At 48.2% G+C, this 17,344-nt stretch carries 14 protein-coding genes and 1 pseudogene; 7 read left to right on the top strand and 8 right to left on the bottom strand.

Going from position 1 to position 17,344, the window contains the following annotated elements; translation table 11 throughout:
* Positions 1 to 14 precede the first annotated feature (14 nt).
* Together F0265_RS24005 and F0265_RS24000 are read left to right on the top strand one after the other, a co-directional pair.
* A complete protein-coding gene (locus tag F0265_RS24005; protein ID WP_171750604.1) occupies positions 15 to 1,535 on the top strand; it encodes a hypothetical protein in 1,521 nt (506 codons plus the stop codon).
* 1 nt (position 1,536) lies between these two features.
* Positions 1,537 to 2,136: a DTW domain-containing protein gene (locus tag F0265_RS24000; RefSeq protein WP_171750603.1), complete on the top strand. Its 600-nt coding sequence runs from the start codon at positions 1,537 to 1,539 to the stop codon at positions 2,134 to 2,136.
* Here the strand turns inward: F0265_RS24000 and F0265_RS23995 are convergent.
* The 7 genes and pseudogenes from F0265_RS23995 to F0265_RS23965 all read right to left on the bottom strand — a co-directional run bounded on the left by F0265_RS23995 (position 2,128) and on the right by F0265_RS23965 (position 9,382).
* Entirely contained in the window at positions 2,128 to 4,602 is a 2,475-nt protein-coding gene (locus tag F0265_RS23995; RefSeq protein WP_171750602.1) for an EAL domain-containing protein, read from the bottom strand. The genes F0265_RS24000 and F0265_RS23995 overlap by 9 nt on opposite strands.
* A gap of 91 nt (positions 4,603 to 4,693) precedes the next feature.
* Complete coding sequence (yigB, locus tag F0265_RS23990) at positions 4,694 to 5,416, bottom strand: 5-amino-6-(5-phospho-D-ribitylamino)uracil phosphatase YigB (protein WP_171750601.1); 723 nt, start codon at positions 5,414 to 5,416, stop codon at positions 4,694 to 4,696.
* Entirely contained in the window at positions 5,416 to 6,345 is a 930-nt protein-coding gene (xerC, locus tag F0265_RS23985; RefSeq protein ID WP_043006669.1) for a tyrosine recombinase XerC, read from the bottom strand. The genes yigB and xerC overlap by 1 nt, the downstream gene beginning before the upstream one ends.
* Positions 6,317 to 7,021: a DUF484 family protein gene (locus F0265_RS23980; RefSeq protein WP_171750600.1), complete on the bottom strand. Its 705-nt coding sequence runs from the start codon at positions 7,019 to 7,021 to the stop codon at positions 6,317 to 6,319. Before F0265_RS23980 ends, xerC begins: the two co-directional genes overlap by 29 nt.
* 25 nt (positions 7,022 to 7,046) lie before the next feature.
* Complete coding sequence (gene dapF, locus F0265_RS23975; RefSeq protein WP_171750599.1) at positions 7,047 to 7,877, bottom strand: diaminopimelate epimerase; 831 nt, start codon at positions 7,875 to 7,877, stop codon at positions 7,047 to 7,049.
* Positions 7,878 to 7,887: 10 nt separating this feature from the next.
* A complete protein-coding gene (gene lysA, locus F0265_RS23970) occupies positions 7,888 to 9,141 on the bottom strand; it encodes a diaminopimelate decarboxylase (protein WP_043006663.1) in 1,254 nt (417 codons plus the stop codon).
* A gap of 23 nt (positions 9,142 to 9,164) precedes the next feature.
* A pseudogene (locus tag F0265_RS23965) lies at positions 9,165 to 9,382 on the bottom strand (lipoprotein).
* Between F0265_RS23965 and cyaY the strand changes: the two are divergent.
* On the top strand, positions 9,362 to 9,676 hold the full coding sequence (gene cyaY, locus F0265_RS23960) for an iron donor protein CyaY (protein WP_171750598.1): 315 nt from the start codon (positions 9,362 to 9,364) through the stop codon (positions 9,674 to 9,676). The pseudogene F0265_RS23965 and the gene cyaY overlap by 21 nt on opposite strands.
* Positions 9,677 to 9,737: 61 nt before the next feature.
* Here cyaY and F0265_RS23955 read toward each other — a convergent pair whose 3' ends face one another.
* Positions 9,738 to 12,266 carry a class I adenylate cyclase gene (locus F0265_RS23955; protein ID WP_171750597.1) on the bottom strand — a complete coding sequence of 843 codons (2,529 nt, stop codon included), beginning with the start codon at positions 12,264 to 12,266 and terminating at the stop codon, positions 9,738 to 9,740.
* A 334-nt stretch (positions 12,267 to 12,600) separates the two neighbouring features.
* On the opposite strand from F0265_RS23955, the gene hemC reads away from it, so the two are divergent.
* Genes hemC through F0265_RS23935 form a run of 4 tightly spaced genes read left to right on the top strand, consistent with a single transcriptional unit; the run spans position 12,601 to position 16,671 of the window.
* Positions 12,601 to 13,539 carry a hydroxymethylbilane synthase gene (gene hemC / locus F0265_RS23950; RefSeq protein ID WP_171750596.1) on the top strand — a complete coding sequence of 313 codons (939 nt, stop codon included), beginning with the start codon at positions 12,601 to 12,603 and terminating at the stop codon, positions 13,537 to 13,539.
* Between the two features lie 4 nt (positions 13,540 to 13,543).
* Entirely contained in the window at positions 13,544 to 14,272 is a 729-nt protein-coding gene (locus tag F0265_RS23945) for a uroporphyrinogen-III synthase (RefSeq protein ID WP_171750595.1), read from the top strand.
* Between the two features lie 15 nt (positions 14,273 to 14,287).
* Entirely contained in the window at positions 14,288 to 15,493 is a 1,206-nt protein-coding gene (locus F0265_RS23940) for a uroporphyrinogen-III C-methyltransferase (protein WP_171750594.1), read from the top strand.
* Positions 15,493 to 16,671 carry a heme biosynthesis HemY N-terminal domain-containing protein gene (locus tag F0265_RS23935; protein WP_171750593.1) on the top strand — a complete coding sequence of 393 codons (1,179 nt, stop codon included), beginning with the start codon at positions 15,493 to 15,495 and terminating at the stop codon, positions 16,669 to 16,671. Before F0265_RS23940 ends, F0265_RS23935 begins: the two co-directional genes overlap by 1 nt.
* Positions 16,672 to 17,344: the final 673 nt, after the last annotated feature.

The following is a 17,344-nucleotide window of genomic DNA, read 5'->3' as shown; positions in this document are numbered from 1 at the left end:
GAGGAAGATATAGCATGAAGGCGTTAAGAAACCCAGTAGCAGTGACGACCTTACTGGCCCTTCAGGCCTGTTCCGGTTTTCAATCCGGTTCGGAGCCAGCACACACTCCACAGGCAACGCTGAATGATCCTTCCTCAGTCAAACCTCAAACTTTTGTCATGCGTGGTGAAGTTATCCTAGGTCACGAGGTCCGCTCGATTGTGCCGTGTGGTAGCCAGCAGCAATATTGGCTGGATCTGCCTGAAGATAGATTCCAGCAAGGGATGAAGCTGGTGCGTTCCCCTTATGCACCACTCTACGGTGAGGTGATTGGCCATCTTGAACCGGCGGGCAAGGAAGGATTCGCTGCCGATTACGCCGCGCGCTTCGTGGTCGACAAGATCAACCTACTAACAGCGGAAAATACCCAACGCTGCGCACAGCCTGCTCAACCGACGAAAGCCTTTGGTAACGAACCATTCTGGTCAGTTCAATTTGCCAATAACGCCCTTAAGTTCAGCCAAATGGGCCAAGAAGCACAACAACTTGAACTGACCACGACAAAGATTGAAGCAGACCGCCGCCGCTACACATTCAGCAATGGCCAACTAGAGCTTAACCTGCGCAGTTGCAGTGATGGTATGAGTGATAGCCTTTATGGTTGGAGCTCAACACTTACAATCGGCGATAAAACCTATCGTGGCTGTGCGACGCTATCAAACCAGGACACGACCCAACGCTGGGCGGCGACTTATCAGGCTCAAGCAAGCAAAAATGCTCCCTTTAGCGTTTCTCTAGCAATGAACCCAGACCATACAGCCAGCACCACTTACAGCTATCAGAATGGTGGTTCGGATACGGTTGAAAAAGGTTTCTGGCAGCAACTGAATCCAAGTCAGGTACAAGTGGTTGGCACACACTTACAAGGCCAGCCTCTCACCTCCGAGCGACTGTATACCGAAAAAGACCATACCCTGACGGCCAAGCAGGAAAAAGTCGGTAGCGTTGTGTATGACATTGCTGAAGGCGGACTCACGCTTTACAAAGCGGGGAATGCTCACTCTTCTCAACAAACCGTGGCAGACAGTAACAAAGTCCCGTCGAGTGCTGAGTTCAACGCACAAGTTGATCAAGCTCTACGTGATTACTTCAAGGGAGAGAAGCAGGATCCGACTGGGACGCGCTATCGCTGGCTGACGTACGATCTTAATGGCGATGGCAACAAAGAGTTACTGGCTCAGCTCGACTGGTGCGGCTCAGGTGGTTGCACCTTGCTGATTTTCGACAATGTTAAGCAGAAATGGCAATTTAATAGCCGGATTACATTGGTTCAAACGCCTTTAAACTTGGGAACCCAATCTCATCAAAATTGGCGCGATCTGGTGATGTTTGTCAGCGGTGGCGGCGCAGTACCCAATCAACATACTTTGCAATTTAACGGTACGCACTACCCCCTCAACCCAAGTGTTTCGCCAGTGGCAAACTACGATGAAATCAGCCCAGTTCAACTGTTTTCTGATGGTCTGACTCCTCACCAGGGAGGCGTCACGCTGTAAGATGTCGACTTCAAGCCCCTGCCCAAACTGTTTGCTGAATCACAACTGTGTTTGTGAGTACTTACCTAACATCAATGTGCCTGCACATCTGGCTATCTTGATGCATGAAAATGAGTGTCAGCGGGAAACCAACACTGGGCAGTGGCTACTGAAAACAGTCCATCCTAGCAGTCGACATATCTGGCAACGCAAACAGCCCTGCTCCGAACTGGCTCGACTAGTCAACCATGAGGGTTATCAACCGCTGCTGTTGTTTCCTGGTGAGGATAGCCTGCCCATCAAGCAGATGACTCCGCACGCAGAGCAGAATACACGCAAGCCTTTGTTCATCATCCTTGACGGGACTTGGCAAGAAGCGAGGAAAATGCTGCGTAAAAGCCCTTGGCTGCAGGCACTTCCCAAAGTGCACTTAGCGCCAGCTTCTACATCGAACTATCAGCTGAGGCGCAATCAAGATGAGGGCCATTTATGCACACTAGAAGTGGGTGCAGAAATCATCGGTTCTTTAGGCCAAGAATCACAAGCAGAGCATTTACGGCAGTTTCTCGGTCACTACATGAAAGCATTTCAGGCAGATAAAAGCGGGCACACGCTAAAATAGCCGTGTTGGCTCACCCAAGTAGAAGCCTTGTAAGTAGTCGACCCCTAAGTCTTCCGCAATCTCACACACCGCTTGGTTGTGAACAAATTCAGCGACCGTCTTCGCCTTGAGCACTTGGCAAAGTTTGACTAATTGCCCGGTGATCTGGCGCTGTTTCGGGTCCGTGTCTATGGTTTTGATCAAGCTACCATCGAGCTTGATGATGTCCGGCTCAAGGCGAATAATTTGATCGATATTGGAATAACCACTACCAAAATCATCCACCAGCAGACGAACCCCCATCGCCTTAAAGTGTCCGCAGATCTCCGTCATCCTAGAAAAGTCTTTGATCTGCTCAGACTCCAGTACTTCCAGACCTAAGCGACTTGGATCATTAAGGCGCGCAATTGACTCTTCAAGCAAATAGAGTGTTTTATCACTGAGCATATCTTGCGGCGATAGGTTAATCGAAAAAGGCATAGCCTTGTCCGCCATATACGCCAACGTCGAACTCAACATAAAGCGACTTAGGCGGGTATACAGGTGCGTATCTTCAATGATGGGCAGAAAACGCCCCGGGGCGATAATTTCGCCTTCATCTTCAATGCGAACCAGACACTCCTGTGACGCCATTTCATGAGATTGAGCCGCGAAAATCGGCTGGCTGAAGGTCAGAATACGTTGATTTAATATCGCGCGGCTCACTGACCCCATCAGAGCCAATCGCTCTTGTTGGGCTTCAATCCCTGTCGCACAGTCTTTGGCATTATATAGATGGGTGTTGTGCGCCTTACCTTTACGCCTCGCATCAATCGCGCGCAGCAATAGCTCCTCCCCTTCAATATCCGGAAAGTCCTTCATGCTGGCCAGCCCACCCGTAACAGACACCGATAGGTAATCCACTTCTGGCAGACCGTAAGGCTCAAAATTGATGTGCTCAATCTTATCGGCAAACAGCAGAAACTCTTGGCGAATACGCTCACTGCTCTCTTGCGAACTGAAAACCAAAGCCCATTCGGCAATACCGATGTAGTACAACTGACGAAGCGCTGCCTCACCACGATGTGTTTCAAGCTGAACGACAAACAGGTCGGTCAGATCGCGGATTAGCTCATCCGCCACCTGATAGCCGTATTTCTCGTTAACTTGATGGAAGTTAGACAGCTTTAAGGTGATCAGGTGCGTATTGGCATCAGCTCCTCGCACCTCTTCCTGCAATGCCGCCCGATTCTTCAGCCCTGTATGCTTATCGTATCGATAGCTCTCAATCAATTTTTCCGTTTGGCGGGCGAGCTTTTCTTCAATCTGTTTACGTGTCTCATCCAACTCTTCGATTGAGTGACGGATCAGGTGAAACAAAGGTGAAATCGGGTATTCTTCCTGTAACTGGTGTTGCAAAGGCTGACGATCATTTTCACTCAATGCCACGTAAGTCATGCTGTGATGCAATACTTCCTGCTGTTCATTGCGATACAGCTCCCCCATGCAGTAGGAACCGATACAAGATTCGAAGCGATCAAACGGTTTTATTTCGCTGGTACCTTCAATGAACTCAAGGCGAGATTCGCAATTGTAGATAAACACCGCTTCTGGATTGTACTGCGCCAGTTGGGCGGTATTGTGCCTGACTTGCTCTAAGGTCACGGACGGGTGGTTGTAGCAAATTCGTACTTCGTCTCCCACCTCTAAGGGACTGTCCAACTCCACCACGCCGCCGGGATGCAGCTCACTCGGCACGCAGATCTGCTGACGATTATCGCGTTGCAGTGGAAAGCTCAGCATTTGTTCCAGCGTCAGTGCTTTGCCGTCGGCTAAACGCTGGCGAAACACATCGTAAGCAGGTTCATGATTGAGCGATATCAGCTTATTGCCATTCACCGCGGTCACGCGCAGTGGGCTGCCAATCGGGTTCCATTCAGCAAACGCACTGCGCCATACTGAGAGTGATTCACCATGTAAGGCGGCGGCGATTGAAGAGTCATGATGAATATCAGTGCCAAGCAGTAACCAAGCAGGCTGGCCGTCAACGCTGGCAGCCAGGCCACCACACACTGGCACATCAGCAATGGGATTAAGTGCCAAGTACAGGTTGTAGTCACGGCCGTTCGTCAACTGGGAAAAGCTGATAATGAGCTTACTCTGCTCGTTAAGTTCTAGTTGCTCAGCTAGAGAAACTGCTTCTTTATCCGGGTGACCTTGCAGTGGAACATGGGCAACGCTCAATTGGGTACAACAGAAAACCGATACCGCAATCAACGTACTGTGATGGTGAATATCTCCCTGATGGATAACATGGCGGGTACTGTGACCAATAATTTTGGCCTCAGGTAAACGCTCTTCAATCAACTGAGCGTAACTGCGGATCTGGCGTTCATCTTGCGATGACAATAATTGAATCAAAACCGATTGCGATGCGTCATCAGACAAGGAACCAAGAAAGCGGGTGAGCTGTTGTTCATCTCTGATAAGAGCAGAATAGGTATGCATGCAATCGGCCTAAGACGTTGTGTTTTTTGTACTCACTCTAACCTAATTGATGACTGTGCAAATGAAAAGTCCTTGTCTATCAAGGCGTAACTTAGTTCTCAATCAGTAGCAGCAATTCCTGTAAACAAGACACTTCAACGTCAGGCAGTGTTCGGGCTCTGCGGTGCTGGATTAAACTCGCGCCTTGGTCGTTAAACCAACACGCCGACAAACCACTATTCTTGGCGCCTTTGACATCACTAATCAAATGATCGCCAACGTGCAAGATGTTGTGGGCTGGGCACTGCAGATGGCTGATGGCTTTATCGAACATCTGTGGGTGCGGTTTAGCGTAGCCATCCGGCCCCGATTGAAGGATTAAGGAAAAATATTTAGCCAGACCGATTCGCTCGGCATCCACATTGCCATTGGTAATCGCGACTAGTGGCATTTGCTTAGCAAGCTTCTGCATAACCTGATGCGTTTGCTCAGGTACGGTAAAATCACTGCGTAGCCGCAGTACTTCCTGAATCGCCTGCTCCGCTGCGTATTTGGCGTCCGCTTGCTCATAGCCTAGGCGATAAAGACCTTGCTCTATCTGAGTTCGCCGCCATAGCGTCATATCATTGGTCAGCCAGCGGTCAGCGGCGGCCAATTCCATTTTTAACTCATGCCACCAGCTCAGTGGTTTACTCGCAGACATCGGATGATGTTTGTGTAGCCAAGCCACCACCTGCGCCTCCACCCTGCGGATCACAGGGCGGTTGTCGTACAAGGTATCATCAAGATCGAACGTCATTGCTTCAATGACAGGTAGCTGGCGATAAAAGCGCATCAGTCACTCTCTTTCTTTTTAGCTCTGGGGTGAGCTTGGTCGTAAACATCGGCAAGATGCTGAAAGTCCAAGTGTGTATAGATTTGAGTAGTGGAGATATTCTCATGACCCAACAATTCTTGAACCGCTCTGAGATTGTTGCTCGACTCCAGCATGTGGGTCGCAAACGAATGACGCAGCTTGTGCGGACTGATGTGACTGGCAACCGACTGTTTTTGTCCCCATTCGGCCATACGCTTTTGTACGTTACGGTGGGAAATCCGTACTCCCAGTTTAGATACAAACAACGCTGGCTCATCGGTATTGGCTAGCGCACCACGAACTTTGAGCCATTTGGCGACCCATTCCTCCGCCATGCCAGCAAAAGGTACCTTACGCTCTTTGTCACCTTTACCGACCACTCGGATCTCTCCGGAAGACAAGCTCACATCACGAACATCAACACTGACCATTTCCGCCAGTCGCAGCCCCGCGCCATACATCAGTTCCATCATGGCTCGGTCACGTATCGCCAACGGGTCATCTTCGTTAACTTCGAGTAACTGACCGACTTCATCCACATCAAGGTTTTTGGGTAAAGGCCTTTTCTTGCGCGGAGCAGACACACCCTTGGCAGGATTTGCGGTTAATTCTCCTCGCAGGATCAGGAAATCAAAGAAACTCCGCAACGCGGACAATCGAGTCGCAAGGCTACTGGCTTTCATGCCATCACGCATACCTTTACTTGCCAGTTGACGCACCCAAGCCGCGTCAACCTGAGTCCAGTCTTTCAAGCCCATAGTCACCAAGTGTTGGGCCATGGTTTCCAGCTGTTGTTTGTAATTACGTTGGGTGTGCAGGCTAAGCCCTTTCTCGCTTCTCAAGTACTCATAGAAGCGATTGAGAGGGCTTTGTAGTCCGTTAGGCAGAGGTATTACTGATTCGCTCATGGTCGTCACTTTGCCATGGAAGGGTTTCAATCAGGTGAGAAAGCACCAGTGCAAGATGGCGCAGGAATAAGGTGTCCATATGCGGCTGAAAATGCCCTCCATCATTGCTGGAAAAGGCCAGAATACCTTGCAGGGACTGCTTGTGCAGCGGTAACACCACATAAGATCCCATCTCAGGCGCACGCGTTTTGTCACCAAACAGCAGTTCTCGATCCGCCTTACGCATTCGCCCTAAGTAAGCACTCTTACCATTGAGATGATTGGTCGCAAAACGCTGGTAATTGTCTTTATCGAGTGAATAATACGCTGACTCACTGTCGAGCAGACGTACATACGCCACCAGCCCGAGAGACTTAGCCATCTCTTCGACGGCTTTGACCGCAGGCAGCAAGGCATCGCAAGTCAGGACATGCTCCTGCAAACTCATAAACTCATGAAAAGTACGATCGTTGTTTTTCGCCAACGACATCAGAGTGGTTATCTCTTCTTCCAGCTCTTCAATACGCTGACGTTGTCTGGTCATTTGAACATGAACCAGCGACACCGCTCCCTGCTCTTGATGAGGCAATGCAAGACGGTCAACTAAATCACTTCGGGTACTAAAAAAATCTGGGTTGTCACGCAAGTATTCCGCGACAACCTCAGCTGTCAGCGCATCAGCTTCAATCTGCGACACGTTCGTTCCTTTATTTATTTTCTTCTTAACAGCTTAGCTGACCATCGAACACATGAGTGGCAGGGCCTGTCATGTAAAGCGGTTTACCCGGTCCTTGCCAACTGATTTTCAATGAGCCGCCAGGGAGGTTCACTGTGACTTTCTCATCCAACAATTCTTGGACGATACCCACTGCAACCGCGCCACAAGCACCACTGCCACATGCCTGAGTTTCCCCAGCACCACGCTCGTAGACTCTCAGATTCACTTCGTTGCGGCTTAATACCTGCATAAAGCCAGCGTTCACTCGCTCAGGGAAACGCTCATGAGATTCCAGCAGCGGGCCTAACGTATCGACATCGGCGGTTTCTGTATCATCTACTACCGTCACAACATGCGGATTACCCATACTCACTGCACCGCAGAACAAGGTCTTTTCTTCAGCACGTAAGATGTAAGTCTTCTCTGTCTGCTTGGCTTTGAATGGGATCTTATTCGGTTCAAATTCCGGTACACCCATATTGACGGTAACGTGATCGTCTTCCTCAATACTGAGAATCATTTTGCCTTTCTTGGTGCTGACACTGATGCTGTATTTATTAGTCAGGCCTTTCATGCGTACAAAACGGGCGAAACAACGGGCACCATTACCGCACTGCTCCACTTCGCTGCCATCGGCATTGAAAATGCGATAGTGGAAATCGGTTTCGGGATCATAAGGGGCTTCAACCACCAACAGTTGGTCAAAACCAACTCCTGTATGACGATCCGCCAGACGGCGGATCAAGTCAGGAGAAAAGAAAATGTTCTGAGTAATGCAGTCGACGACCATGAAGTCATTACCCAAACCATGCATTTTAGAAAAATGGAAATGCATAAGACTCCAATTACTCCGGAAGAATGTTTTCTAGGGCCCACAAGCTCGACAGCTCTTCACGCTGGCGAACCAAATGCGCTTTATTGCCATCGACCATCACTTCAGCGACACGAGTACGAGTATTGTAGTTCGACGACATCACAAAGCCATACGCACCTGCTGAACGAACCGCAAGCAGGTCATTTTCCTGCAATACCAGAGCACGGTCCTTACCAAGGAAATCGCCCGTTTCACAAATTGGGCCAACCAGATCGTATGTCACTGGCTCACCTTCACGAGGGTTGACCGGCACGATGTCTTGCCACGCTTGATACAAAGCAGGACGCATCAGATCATTCATTGCAGCATCGATAATGGCGAAGTTTTTGTGCTCGGTATGTTTTAGGAACTCAACCTTGGTCAGCAATACACCGGCGTTAGCAGCAATTGCACGGCCAGGTTCAAAAATTAGTTCCAGATCTTGGTGGTTTTCCAGTCTGCCAAGCAGTGCTTTGGCATATTCCGACGGCTCAGGCGGCAGTTCGTCACGGTAAATAACGCCCAGACCACCACCTACATCAAGGTGTTCAATGTTGATACCTTGTGCTTTTAAGTCATCAATCAGTGCCAGCAAGCGGTCAGTAGCATCAATAAACGGTTCGATGTCCGTCAGCTGAGAACCAATGTGACAGTCGATGCCTTTAATCGTTAAGTTTTCAAGACCTTGTGCAAACTGGTACACCGCAGGTGCACGATCAAACGCAATACCAAACTTGTTATCACGCAGACCTGTTGAGATATATGGGTGCGTATTGGCATCAACGTCTGGATTGATACGCAGTGAAATTGGCGCTTTAACGCCTAACTCACCCGCGACCTTATTAAGACGCTCTAGCTCTGGCTCAGATTCCACATTGAAACACTTGATACCCAATTCAAGGGCACGTTTCATTTCAGGCGCCGTTTTGCCAACACCAGAAAAAACGACTTTGCTCGCGTCACCACCCGCCGCAATAACACGTTCCAGTTCACCACCAGAAACGATGTCAAAGCCAGATCCAAGGCGAGCCAGTGTATTAAGCACACCCAGATTCGAGTTCGCTTTTACGGCATAACACACCAAGTGTGGGTGCTCACCAACAGATTTATCGAAAGCATTCCAATGGCGCTCAAACGTCGCGCGGGAATATACGTAAAGTGGCGTTCCAAATTGCTCTGCTAAGTCTGTCAGTGGAACATCTTCGGCCCAAAGTTGGCCATCATCCTGATAGTTGAAGTAATCCAAAGTGCTATCCCTTATGTCATTATTTATTGTTGTGAAGGCTGCTCATTCTGAGATGCATCTTCAGGCATGTAGAGAGGACCTGTCTGACCGCAGCCAGCCAAACCAAGAACGGATAAAAGAAACAGAGCGATTAGTGATTTTTTCATGGGTTGTGTCGTGATTAATCTTTCAATGCCCCCTATAATCGCACCACACTCAGGAAAAGCAATAGGATAACAGGATGAACGAGACTGAATTTCATCGGCTGGCAGATGTTCAAATGCAAATCATCGAAGAAATGATTGATGATTCAGGCGCGGACATTGATTACGAAACTTCCGGTAATGTCATGACCCTAGAGTTTGAAGACCGTAGCCAAATCATTATTAACCGTCAGGAGCCGATGAAGGAAATCTGGCTGGCGTCTAAGTCTGGCGGCTTCCACTTCGCTATGGTTGAGGATCAGTGGACCTGTTCAAAAACGGGTATCGAGCTGATTGCGATGGTTAAACAGGAATGCGAAAAGCATTCGGATGAAGAAATTGAATGGGTGTAGTTCCCCGTAAAACTCGGATACAAAAAAGAGCACCTTAAGTGCTCTTTTTTATTGATTAGACTTACGCATTCACGGCCCGACTTGGCTTGGAATAGTTCGCGCCATCATTACGATATGGCACGATGTAAGAGTCACCTTCTGCAGGGTGAACGATTTGATAGTACTGAGGCAGGTTGAAGTTAATAAACTGAGTCGACATTTGGTTATCATCTTTAACCGACGTATAGAAGCTGTTCACGCTGGCGATCATCTCATCTTTCATGCCACTGAACTGGTGGTACACCTCAACACGGTTCGCTTCATCCAATACATAGATATTGAAGCCTTGATCTGAATCTTCAAAGAAGAACTGAATCAGACCTTCACTGGCAAAACTGTCGACTATTTCAGGAAGCTGGTAGTCTTGTTCTTTATCCAGCATCAGCAATGGTGAACCTTTCAGCTTACTGGTCGAGATACTGCGGTAGAAATCGACCGAGTTTTCCAACATCTGTACAGACACACCACGGCGCTCAAAGAACAAACCATACGTTTGTTGAGCAATACGCAGCGCTTTAAAGCGGCGACGTTTCTCTTGCTCAATCGGCTTAAGGCGCAAATCAATGCATTCCGCTAAAAGCTGATACACCATATTGCGCATCACGCCACGCAGGTTTTTACTGTAGCAGAACACGTCTACCGACTCAGGTGGCAACGCATCTTGGTGCATCTTACCCAGAATGGTCTTCAGTGCATCCAGCATCGCCGTTTCGCCTCGGAAATGCAGCGTACGCACTTCATGCCAGGAGTTGCGATAAACCAAATCCACACTGCCAACCAGACAAGTCTGCTTTGAGCCAAAACTAAAAATATCGGTAGTTTTCAGATCCACTTTCAGCGCGCGGCCACTCAGCTCAGCCGTTGGATCATCTTCAAAGTTGATGAACATCGCCAGTTGGCTGATTTCACAAGGACTCGCCAATGCCTGCATAGTTGGGCGGCGCTTACGCAATGAGAAGGTATTCCGCAAATCGCTGACCATCTGATAGAACTTATCGATATCCAAATGAGCATCACGAACTACCGAGTGCAAACGCGTCGATTCTGTAATTAGGCCATTGAAGAATGACCAAGCGACCAACTTACTGAGGTATTCATTGTGCTCTAAGAATGGCTGACCAAGGATGCGATCTGGCTGAAGAGGTTGCTTATAGAGGTACCAGCCAGCTCGGTTTGTGCGCCCCGGCCTCACTTCAATAAAGCTCAAATCAGATTCATGCAAGTCTGGGGAAATCTGCGGATTGAGTAAAGTTACTTTACCCGGTAACACCTCAAACGCCGCGTAGAGCTTACGCGCCAAGATACTGATGTCCTGCGGACTGATTGCAGAAGTAATGTCGTTACGACGCGCAAACTGAATCAGATTACGATAGCTCAGCATCAGCGCATCAAGCAAAGCATGGTGAACCACTTTAACCTGCTCAACTTTCCAGTTACGGCGGTCGTCTAGCTCAACCAGCACTGAGTGGTCCCAGTTCCATTTCTGGATCATGTCACTCATCGCTTCACGGCGCCAAGCAACAGAGCCAATACCAGGCTCACGGGACAGCTTCTCGTGCGTTTTGAGATAGAAACAGCGTCGCACCAGATCAAGGCGGGTGTGGTCGCCAATTCGCTCAAGGTAACGGGTCACCTTTTCAAGCATCAAGTAATACGCATCCATGCCATAGAGATCAGGCGCATGGGCAAAAAAGCGACGCTTAGTATCAATGCTCAGCAGTTGAGTATTTGGGTACTCCCACGAATACGCTTCAAGTAGGATTGCTTTTAGCACCGACTTGTAAGGTGAATCGATACTCTTATACAACTGCCACAAGTTCGAGCCAAAATACTCTTCGGCTGGAATGCGGTTCAGCTGACCAAAGTCAATCCACTGCGAGCAATCAATGTAACCTTGGCTGCATAAATCGCGAACGTATTCGTCGTAGCACTCTTCCATCTCAGGCGGCACGATTTGCCACAGTAAACGCTGACCAGCAAGACGAACGGCAGAGCGATAGAATTCATCTAATAGTAATAAGTGTTGGGACGAGCCACAGTTGTCACCGGTCATTTCTTCTGAGCGATTGGTGCGAAAACGCTCTTCATCCATCAGGAAGAAATTCGCCTCAACGCCTTGAGTCTGAGCCCAATCGGTAATCAACAAACACTTATTGGTCAGGCACTCTCTTTCTTCACAGCTCATTGATGGTGAGACACACACCCAGATATCAAGATCGCTTGAGGTACTCTGTCCAATCGACGAAGTACTACCCATGGTATACAAGCCGAGAATAGCGGGCTCTGCACTGGTCCGAAGCGACTGACCTATCGTCAGTTCAGTATCTTCAACAAACTGCTGTTGCACCTCATTGAATTCGAGACCGTATACACCAAAAGGAACTTGAGAGTCGTAATAGCCGGGGATGACTGGGTGGTTGAAGTGAAGAAGGGTAGGAATCAGATGGAAAACACGCTGACTTTGCATATCCATAAGAGCCAGCGCGCGCTCAATACGCTGCTGGTTTAGGTTATCAAGTCTCTGAATAAGCGTCTTTGTATAAGCCTGCAAGGGTGATTCCTTGGTTGATTCCTAACTGTGCCCTGACGACAAATTGTTCTAAAGCACTAACAAAACGTGATCAATTTAACACTTTTATTTCGATTGGTAAAGAAATGTACGATCGAATCGACATTGTTTTGTTAATCAATATGCTCGCGACATAGTGTGGTACGTATCCGCCTTTTGTAATAATAGCCCATTTTACAAACGAGATACTCATCACACTATTTTGAATATTTTCTGCTAGCCCGACGTCTGACATTCATCGAAATGATCTAGCATTAAGACTTTTTCTTGGAGAATGGTAGGATTAGCCCATCTGAACTGTTATTCAAAGACCATCATGACACAATCGACTCCTATTCGAATTGCAACACGCAAAAGCCCTCTTGCCCTCTGGCAAGCCTACTACGTACGAGATGCCCTTCAAGCAGCACACCCTGGTTTAGAAGTGGAGCTTGTAACTATGGTGACGAAAGGCGATGTCATTCTTGACACTCCATTAGCGAAAGTCGGCGGTAAAGGTTTGTTCGTCAAAGAGCTCGAAGTCGCCATGCTGGAAGGGCGCGCAGATTTGGCAGTTCACTCAATGAAAGATGTGCCTGTTGATTTTCCAGAAGGCCTAGGGCTAGTTACGATTTGTGAGCGTGAAGATCCTCGTGACGCTTTCGTTTCTAATACCTACGCTAACATTGACGAACTGCCGCAAGGTGCGGTTGTCGGCACTTGCAGTCTGCGCCGTCAATGTCAGATCAAGGAATACCGCCCAGATCTGGTCATCAAGGAGCTGCGTGGCAACGTAGGAACGCGTTTAGGTAAGCTTGATGCTGGCGAATATGATGCCATCATCCTTGCAGCAGCAGGCTTGAAACGCCTAGAGCTAGAAGAGCGAATTCGCAGTTTTATTGAACCTGAGCAGTCTCTGCCTGCTGTCGGTCAAGGGGCAGTCGGCATTGAATGTCGCCTAGATGATGAACGTCTTATCAAGCTACTTGAACCACTCAACCACAAAGATACCGCTGACCGCGTACTGTGTGAGCGCGCAATGAACTTAACCTTGGAAGGAGGTTGTCAGGTGCCTATTGGCAGTTACTCCCTGCTGGATGGTGATAACATCTGGTTGCGCGCGCTTGTCGGCGAGCCTGACGGCTCAAAGATTGTGCGTGGCGAAATCAAAGGCTCGCGCGCCGACGCTGAGAAACTTGGGGTAACATTGGCCAACCAACTGCTGGATGACGGTGCTCGCGATATTTTGACTAGACTGTACGCGGATCACGAGTAACTCCATGGCGGTGTTGATTACCCGGCCAGGTGAACAAGGCCGCTCACTCTGCCAACAACTCAACAGCGCAGGTATCTGTGCGCTTCATCAGCCTCTTATCGAAATCCTGCCGGGGAAAGATCTCTCCGGCATTGCCACTCAGCTTAATCAGTTCGATTGTATTCTTGCCGTCAGCCAACATGCGGTAACGCTCACACAACAAGCCTTTACATCTCAGCAAGAATGGCCGCAAACAACCACCTACATTGCCGTCGGTCAAAAAACTGCACATGTTTTAAGCAAACTCAGCCAGCAAAAAGTACACTACCCCGACGTTGGTGACAGCGAGCATTTGCTCGAGCTGGACATACTAAAAAAAGTCAAAGGCAAAAAGGTCGTTATCCTACGAGGCAACGGCGGCCGAGAGCTAATCTACGAGACACTTAGATCTCGAGGCGCTCAGGTCAGTTATCTTGAAGTATACAAACGAGAAAACCTTGCTTTTGACTCAGATTTATTCGTACCTTTCTGGCAGGATAAACATATTCAACAGTTAGTCATCACCAGTTCAGGTCAGCTGAGTTACTTTGTATCACAGCTTACACAAGCGCAATTGAACTGGGCATTCGGGCTTCAACTTTATGTACCGAGTGCACGTATCGCAAATGAAGCGCAACAAATGGGGTTTCTTCATATAACCAACACAGTAAGCGCTTCCAATAAGGATTTACTGGCTACTCTCCGGCCAAAGTGAAACAGGACAATAGCAATGACAAGTAAAAATAAAAACGACCACATTGAACCTGAGAAAGACCAAGAAACAGCGTCATCTGCTGAGACTCACGAGTCTTCCAACAATACTTCTAATGCGTCTGAATCTCCCTCTACGTCTTCCGATAAAAAGTCTGAACCTACAGCGTCAACAGACACTGCCAAACAAGAAAAAAATGCCAAGCGCGGGGTTAAACTCAGTGCTGTTGCGATCGTGATTTCACTGATATTTGGTGGCGGTTTAACATTCCAGATGCAGCAACAAAATGCGCAGTACCAATCTCAAATTGAAGCACTGCAAAAGCAACTGGAACAAACTACCGCTTCTGTTCAGCAGGATTTAACCGCAACTCAGCAAGCAACGTTAGCCAAAGCCACAGAGATCACTCACAAGACAGAAACTGTTTTATCACAGCAGCAAAAAAGCATTGAAAGCTTGCAGCTTGCGATTGCTGACGTAAAAGGTCGTCGTCCGAACGACTGGCTATTAGCGGAAGCAGATTATCTAGTAAAACTGGCGGGGCGAAAGCTGTTTCTCGAACATGATGCCGTCAGCGCCACCAAACTGATGGAAAGCGCCGATCAGCGAATCGCGGCGTTAAACGACCCAAGCTTGGTGCCGTTACGTAAATCAATGGCCAATGACATTACGAAACTTAAGTCTGTACCCATTATCGATCGTGAAGGCCTAGTCCTCAGATTAACGGCGCTGCAGCAGCAAGTCGACAGCCTTCCGTTAGCCAATGCCATTCTTCCTGAAGCGCCAGAGCAGAAAGAGCAACAGGTCTCCGAAGACATCTATGATTGGAAAGATAACCTGATGACTTCACTCAAAGACTTCTCAGAGAATTTCATTACCTTCCGTACCCGAGATGGCAATGTCATTCCTTTGTTATCGCCAGAGCAACACTTCTATCTTAAAGAAAACATTAAGGCCAAATTAGAAACGGCGATTAAAGCGGTGTACGTTGAGCAGCAAGATATTTATCAGACAGCATTAACAACTGCCGACAAATGGTCGAGTTCATTCTTCAATCAAGACGCCAACACCGTTATCGAGTTCAATAAAACTCTGGAAATGCTAAGCAAGCAGAATGTACAAGTCGACTACCCGGTGAAACTTGAAACACAGCAAATTCTGTCCGACGTTATTCGTGACCGCTTGCGCCGTGAAGTGACCACTCTGGTTACGGAGGAGAAATAATGTTCAGAATCATTTTTCTCTTCGTCGTCTTAGGGGCTGGGCTGTTTGCCGGAACCCAATATGCTGGCCAGCAGGGCTACGTACTGATCTCGGTGGCAGATAAAACCATCGAAATGAGTGTCACGACCTTGGTGATATTTGTTATTGCGACATTAGCCGCGCTGTTTGGCCTAGAGTTTCTGATCAAGAAAACCCTTTATGCCAGCTCAGCAACCTGGAATTACTTCAGTGTGCGTAAGATGCGTCGCTCTCGCCGCTATACCAATGAAGGTATTATCAAGTTGCTTGAAGGTGACTTCAAACTAGCAGAAAAGAAAGTCACTCGCTGGGCAAATCATCATGATATGCCGCTACTGTGTTACCTAGTCGCTTCAGAAGCAGCGCAAGGACTGGGAGACAATGAAAAGCGTGACCACTACCTTAAACTGGCATCTGAGCAGGAAAATGCTCTGTTAGCAGTTGAGCTCACGAGAGCCAAGCAGCAAGTCAGAGAAGCAAATTACACTGCGGCATTTGAAACGTTATCTCAACTGAAATCCAGCTACCCAAATAATCGCATCGTTCTTAATCTGCTAAAAAATGTCTACATTGAACTTAAGATGTGGCAACCACTGCTGAATACCTTATCTACACTAGTGAAAAGCAAAATCATCACTAAAGATGAGCAGGCTCAGCTAACCCAACGTGCTCAATGCGGTTTGTTAGAGGAAGTAGCAGAGCAAAAAGGCAGTGAAGGACTGATCGCTCATTGGTATAGCCTTACCCGCAAACTGAAAAGCGACACTCACTTAGTCGAGTGCTTTGCCAAGCAGCTTATGGCTCGCAAAGCAGACAGCGAAGCCTTTACGCTAGTCAAAGAGAATCTCAAAAAGCATCCAGATTCAGACCTCTATGCATTGCTGCCTGATATGAATCTAGCGGACGATCATCCTGTCGTTGTGTTCCTAGAAGACGTGTTAAGGAAAGATGGCAACAATGCCCCAGCACACAGTGCACTTGCCCAGTTCCACTTAAGAAATGAAAACTGGTCTGAGGCACAGCAGCACTTAGAAAAAGCGCTGTCAGTCCGTTCCAGCGTATCTGATTACTCTTATTTAGCCGATGCACTAGAGAAACAGAATATGACCAAAGCCGCCCATGAGGTGTCAAAGAAAGCGCTGACTTTAGTCCAAGCGTAAAACGTTAATCTCTACGAACTAAGCCGACCGTCAGGTCGGCTTTTTATTACCTAAATAACTAAACCTAACGACACTCCCGCTTGCCCGTAATGGAACGTTAAGGGTAGAACGCCTAAACCTACTAAGTTGCCCGTTGAATACCTTAGAAAGAGTCGTCTGGGCTACCAATTCCTAAATTTCCTAAGTATTCCGCACCCGATCAGACGGGCCAATCTTTATGTGATTTGTTCTCTAAAGAAACGATGCATACACCAACAACAAAGCCTAGCCGGAGGACAGTATCTCTATATAAGTAGTAGCTCAGCTTTGTGGGTAGTTGGACGCGAATACGTTCGGGACTTGTTAGTTGCAAGCGACAACTTCGCACAAACAAAGAGGCCCCATCATGGCTGATGAGGTATAGAATAAGTGCGGGTCGCTGAGTTTGTGCTCAAGAGAGATTCATTCCCTTCAAAGAAACACCATTGTCCCTAAACGATAAAACCCAATCCGAAGACTGGGTTTCTTGATAAGGAGCTGACGGCAGGGACGCCTAGTTTAGGGTTATCGCAGACCAAAATCTTAGATATGAAAAAGCCCTAACATCGCTGTTAGGGCTTTTTCTGAATAAGTGGCGGAGCGGACGGGACTCGAACCCGCGACCCCCGGCGTGACAGGCCGGTATTCTAACCAA

Origin of the sequence: Vibrio sp. RE88 (genome assembly GCF_013113835.1) — a bacterium.
Lineage (GTDB): Bacteria > Pseudomonadota > Gammaproteobacteria > Enterobacterales > Vibrionaceae > Vibrio.
The sequence above is the reverse complement of the archived record's forward strand: the minus strand, read 5'-3'. Positions and strand labels throughout refer to the sequence as shown.

Excerpts from the sequence above, each read along its gene's own strand:
- F0265_RS23995 (WP_171750602.1), bottom strand. The coding sequence starts at position 4,602 with ATGCATACCTATTCTGCTCTTATCAGAGATGAACAACAGCTCACCCGC.
- F0265_RS23940 (WP_171750594.1), top strand. The coding sequence starts at position 14,288 with ATGACAAGTAAAAATAAAAACGACCACATTGAACCTGAGAAAGACCAA.
- cyaY (WP_171750598.1), top strand. The coding sequence starts at position 9,362 with ATGAACGAGACTGAATTTCATCGGCTGGCAGATGTTCAAATGCAAATC.
- F0265_RS23945 (WP_171750595.1), top strand. The coding sequence starts at position 13,544 with ATGGCGGTGTTGATTACCCGGCCAGGTGAACAAGGCCGCTCACTCTGC.
- F0265_RS23935 (WP_171750593.1), top strand. The coding sequence starts at position 15,493 with ATGTTCAGAATCATTTTTCTCTTCGTCGTCTTAGGGGCTGGGCTGTTT.
- dapF (WP_171750599.1), bottom strand. The coding sequence starts at position 7,877 with ATGCATTTCCATTTTTCTAAAATGCATGGTTTGGGTAATGACTTCATG.
- hemC (WP_171750596.1), top strand. The coding sequence starts at position 12,601 with ATGACACAATCGACTCCTATTCGAATTGCAACACGCAAAAGCCCTCTT.
- yigB (WP_171750601.1), bottom strand. The coding sequence starts at position 5,416 with ATGCGCTTTTATCGCCAGCTACCTGTCATTGAAGCAATGACGTTCGAT.
- F0265_RS24005 (WP_171750604.1), top strand. The coding sequence starts at position 15 with ATGAAGGCGTTAAGAAACCCAGTAGCAGTGACGACCTTACTGGCCCTT.
- F0265_RS24000 (WP_171750603.1), top strand. The coding sequence starts at position 1,537 with ATGTCGACTTCAAGCCCCTGCCCAAACTGTTTGCTGAATCACAACTGT.
- xerC (WP_043006669.1), bottom strand. The coding sequence starts at position 6,345 with ATGAGCGAATCAGTAATACCTCTGCCTAACGGACTACAAAGCCCTCTC.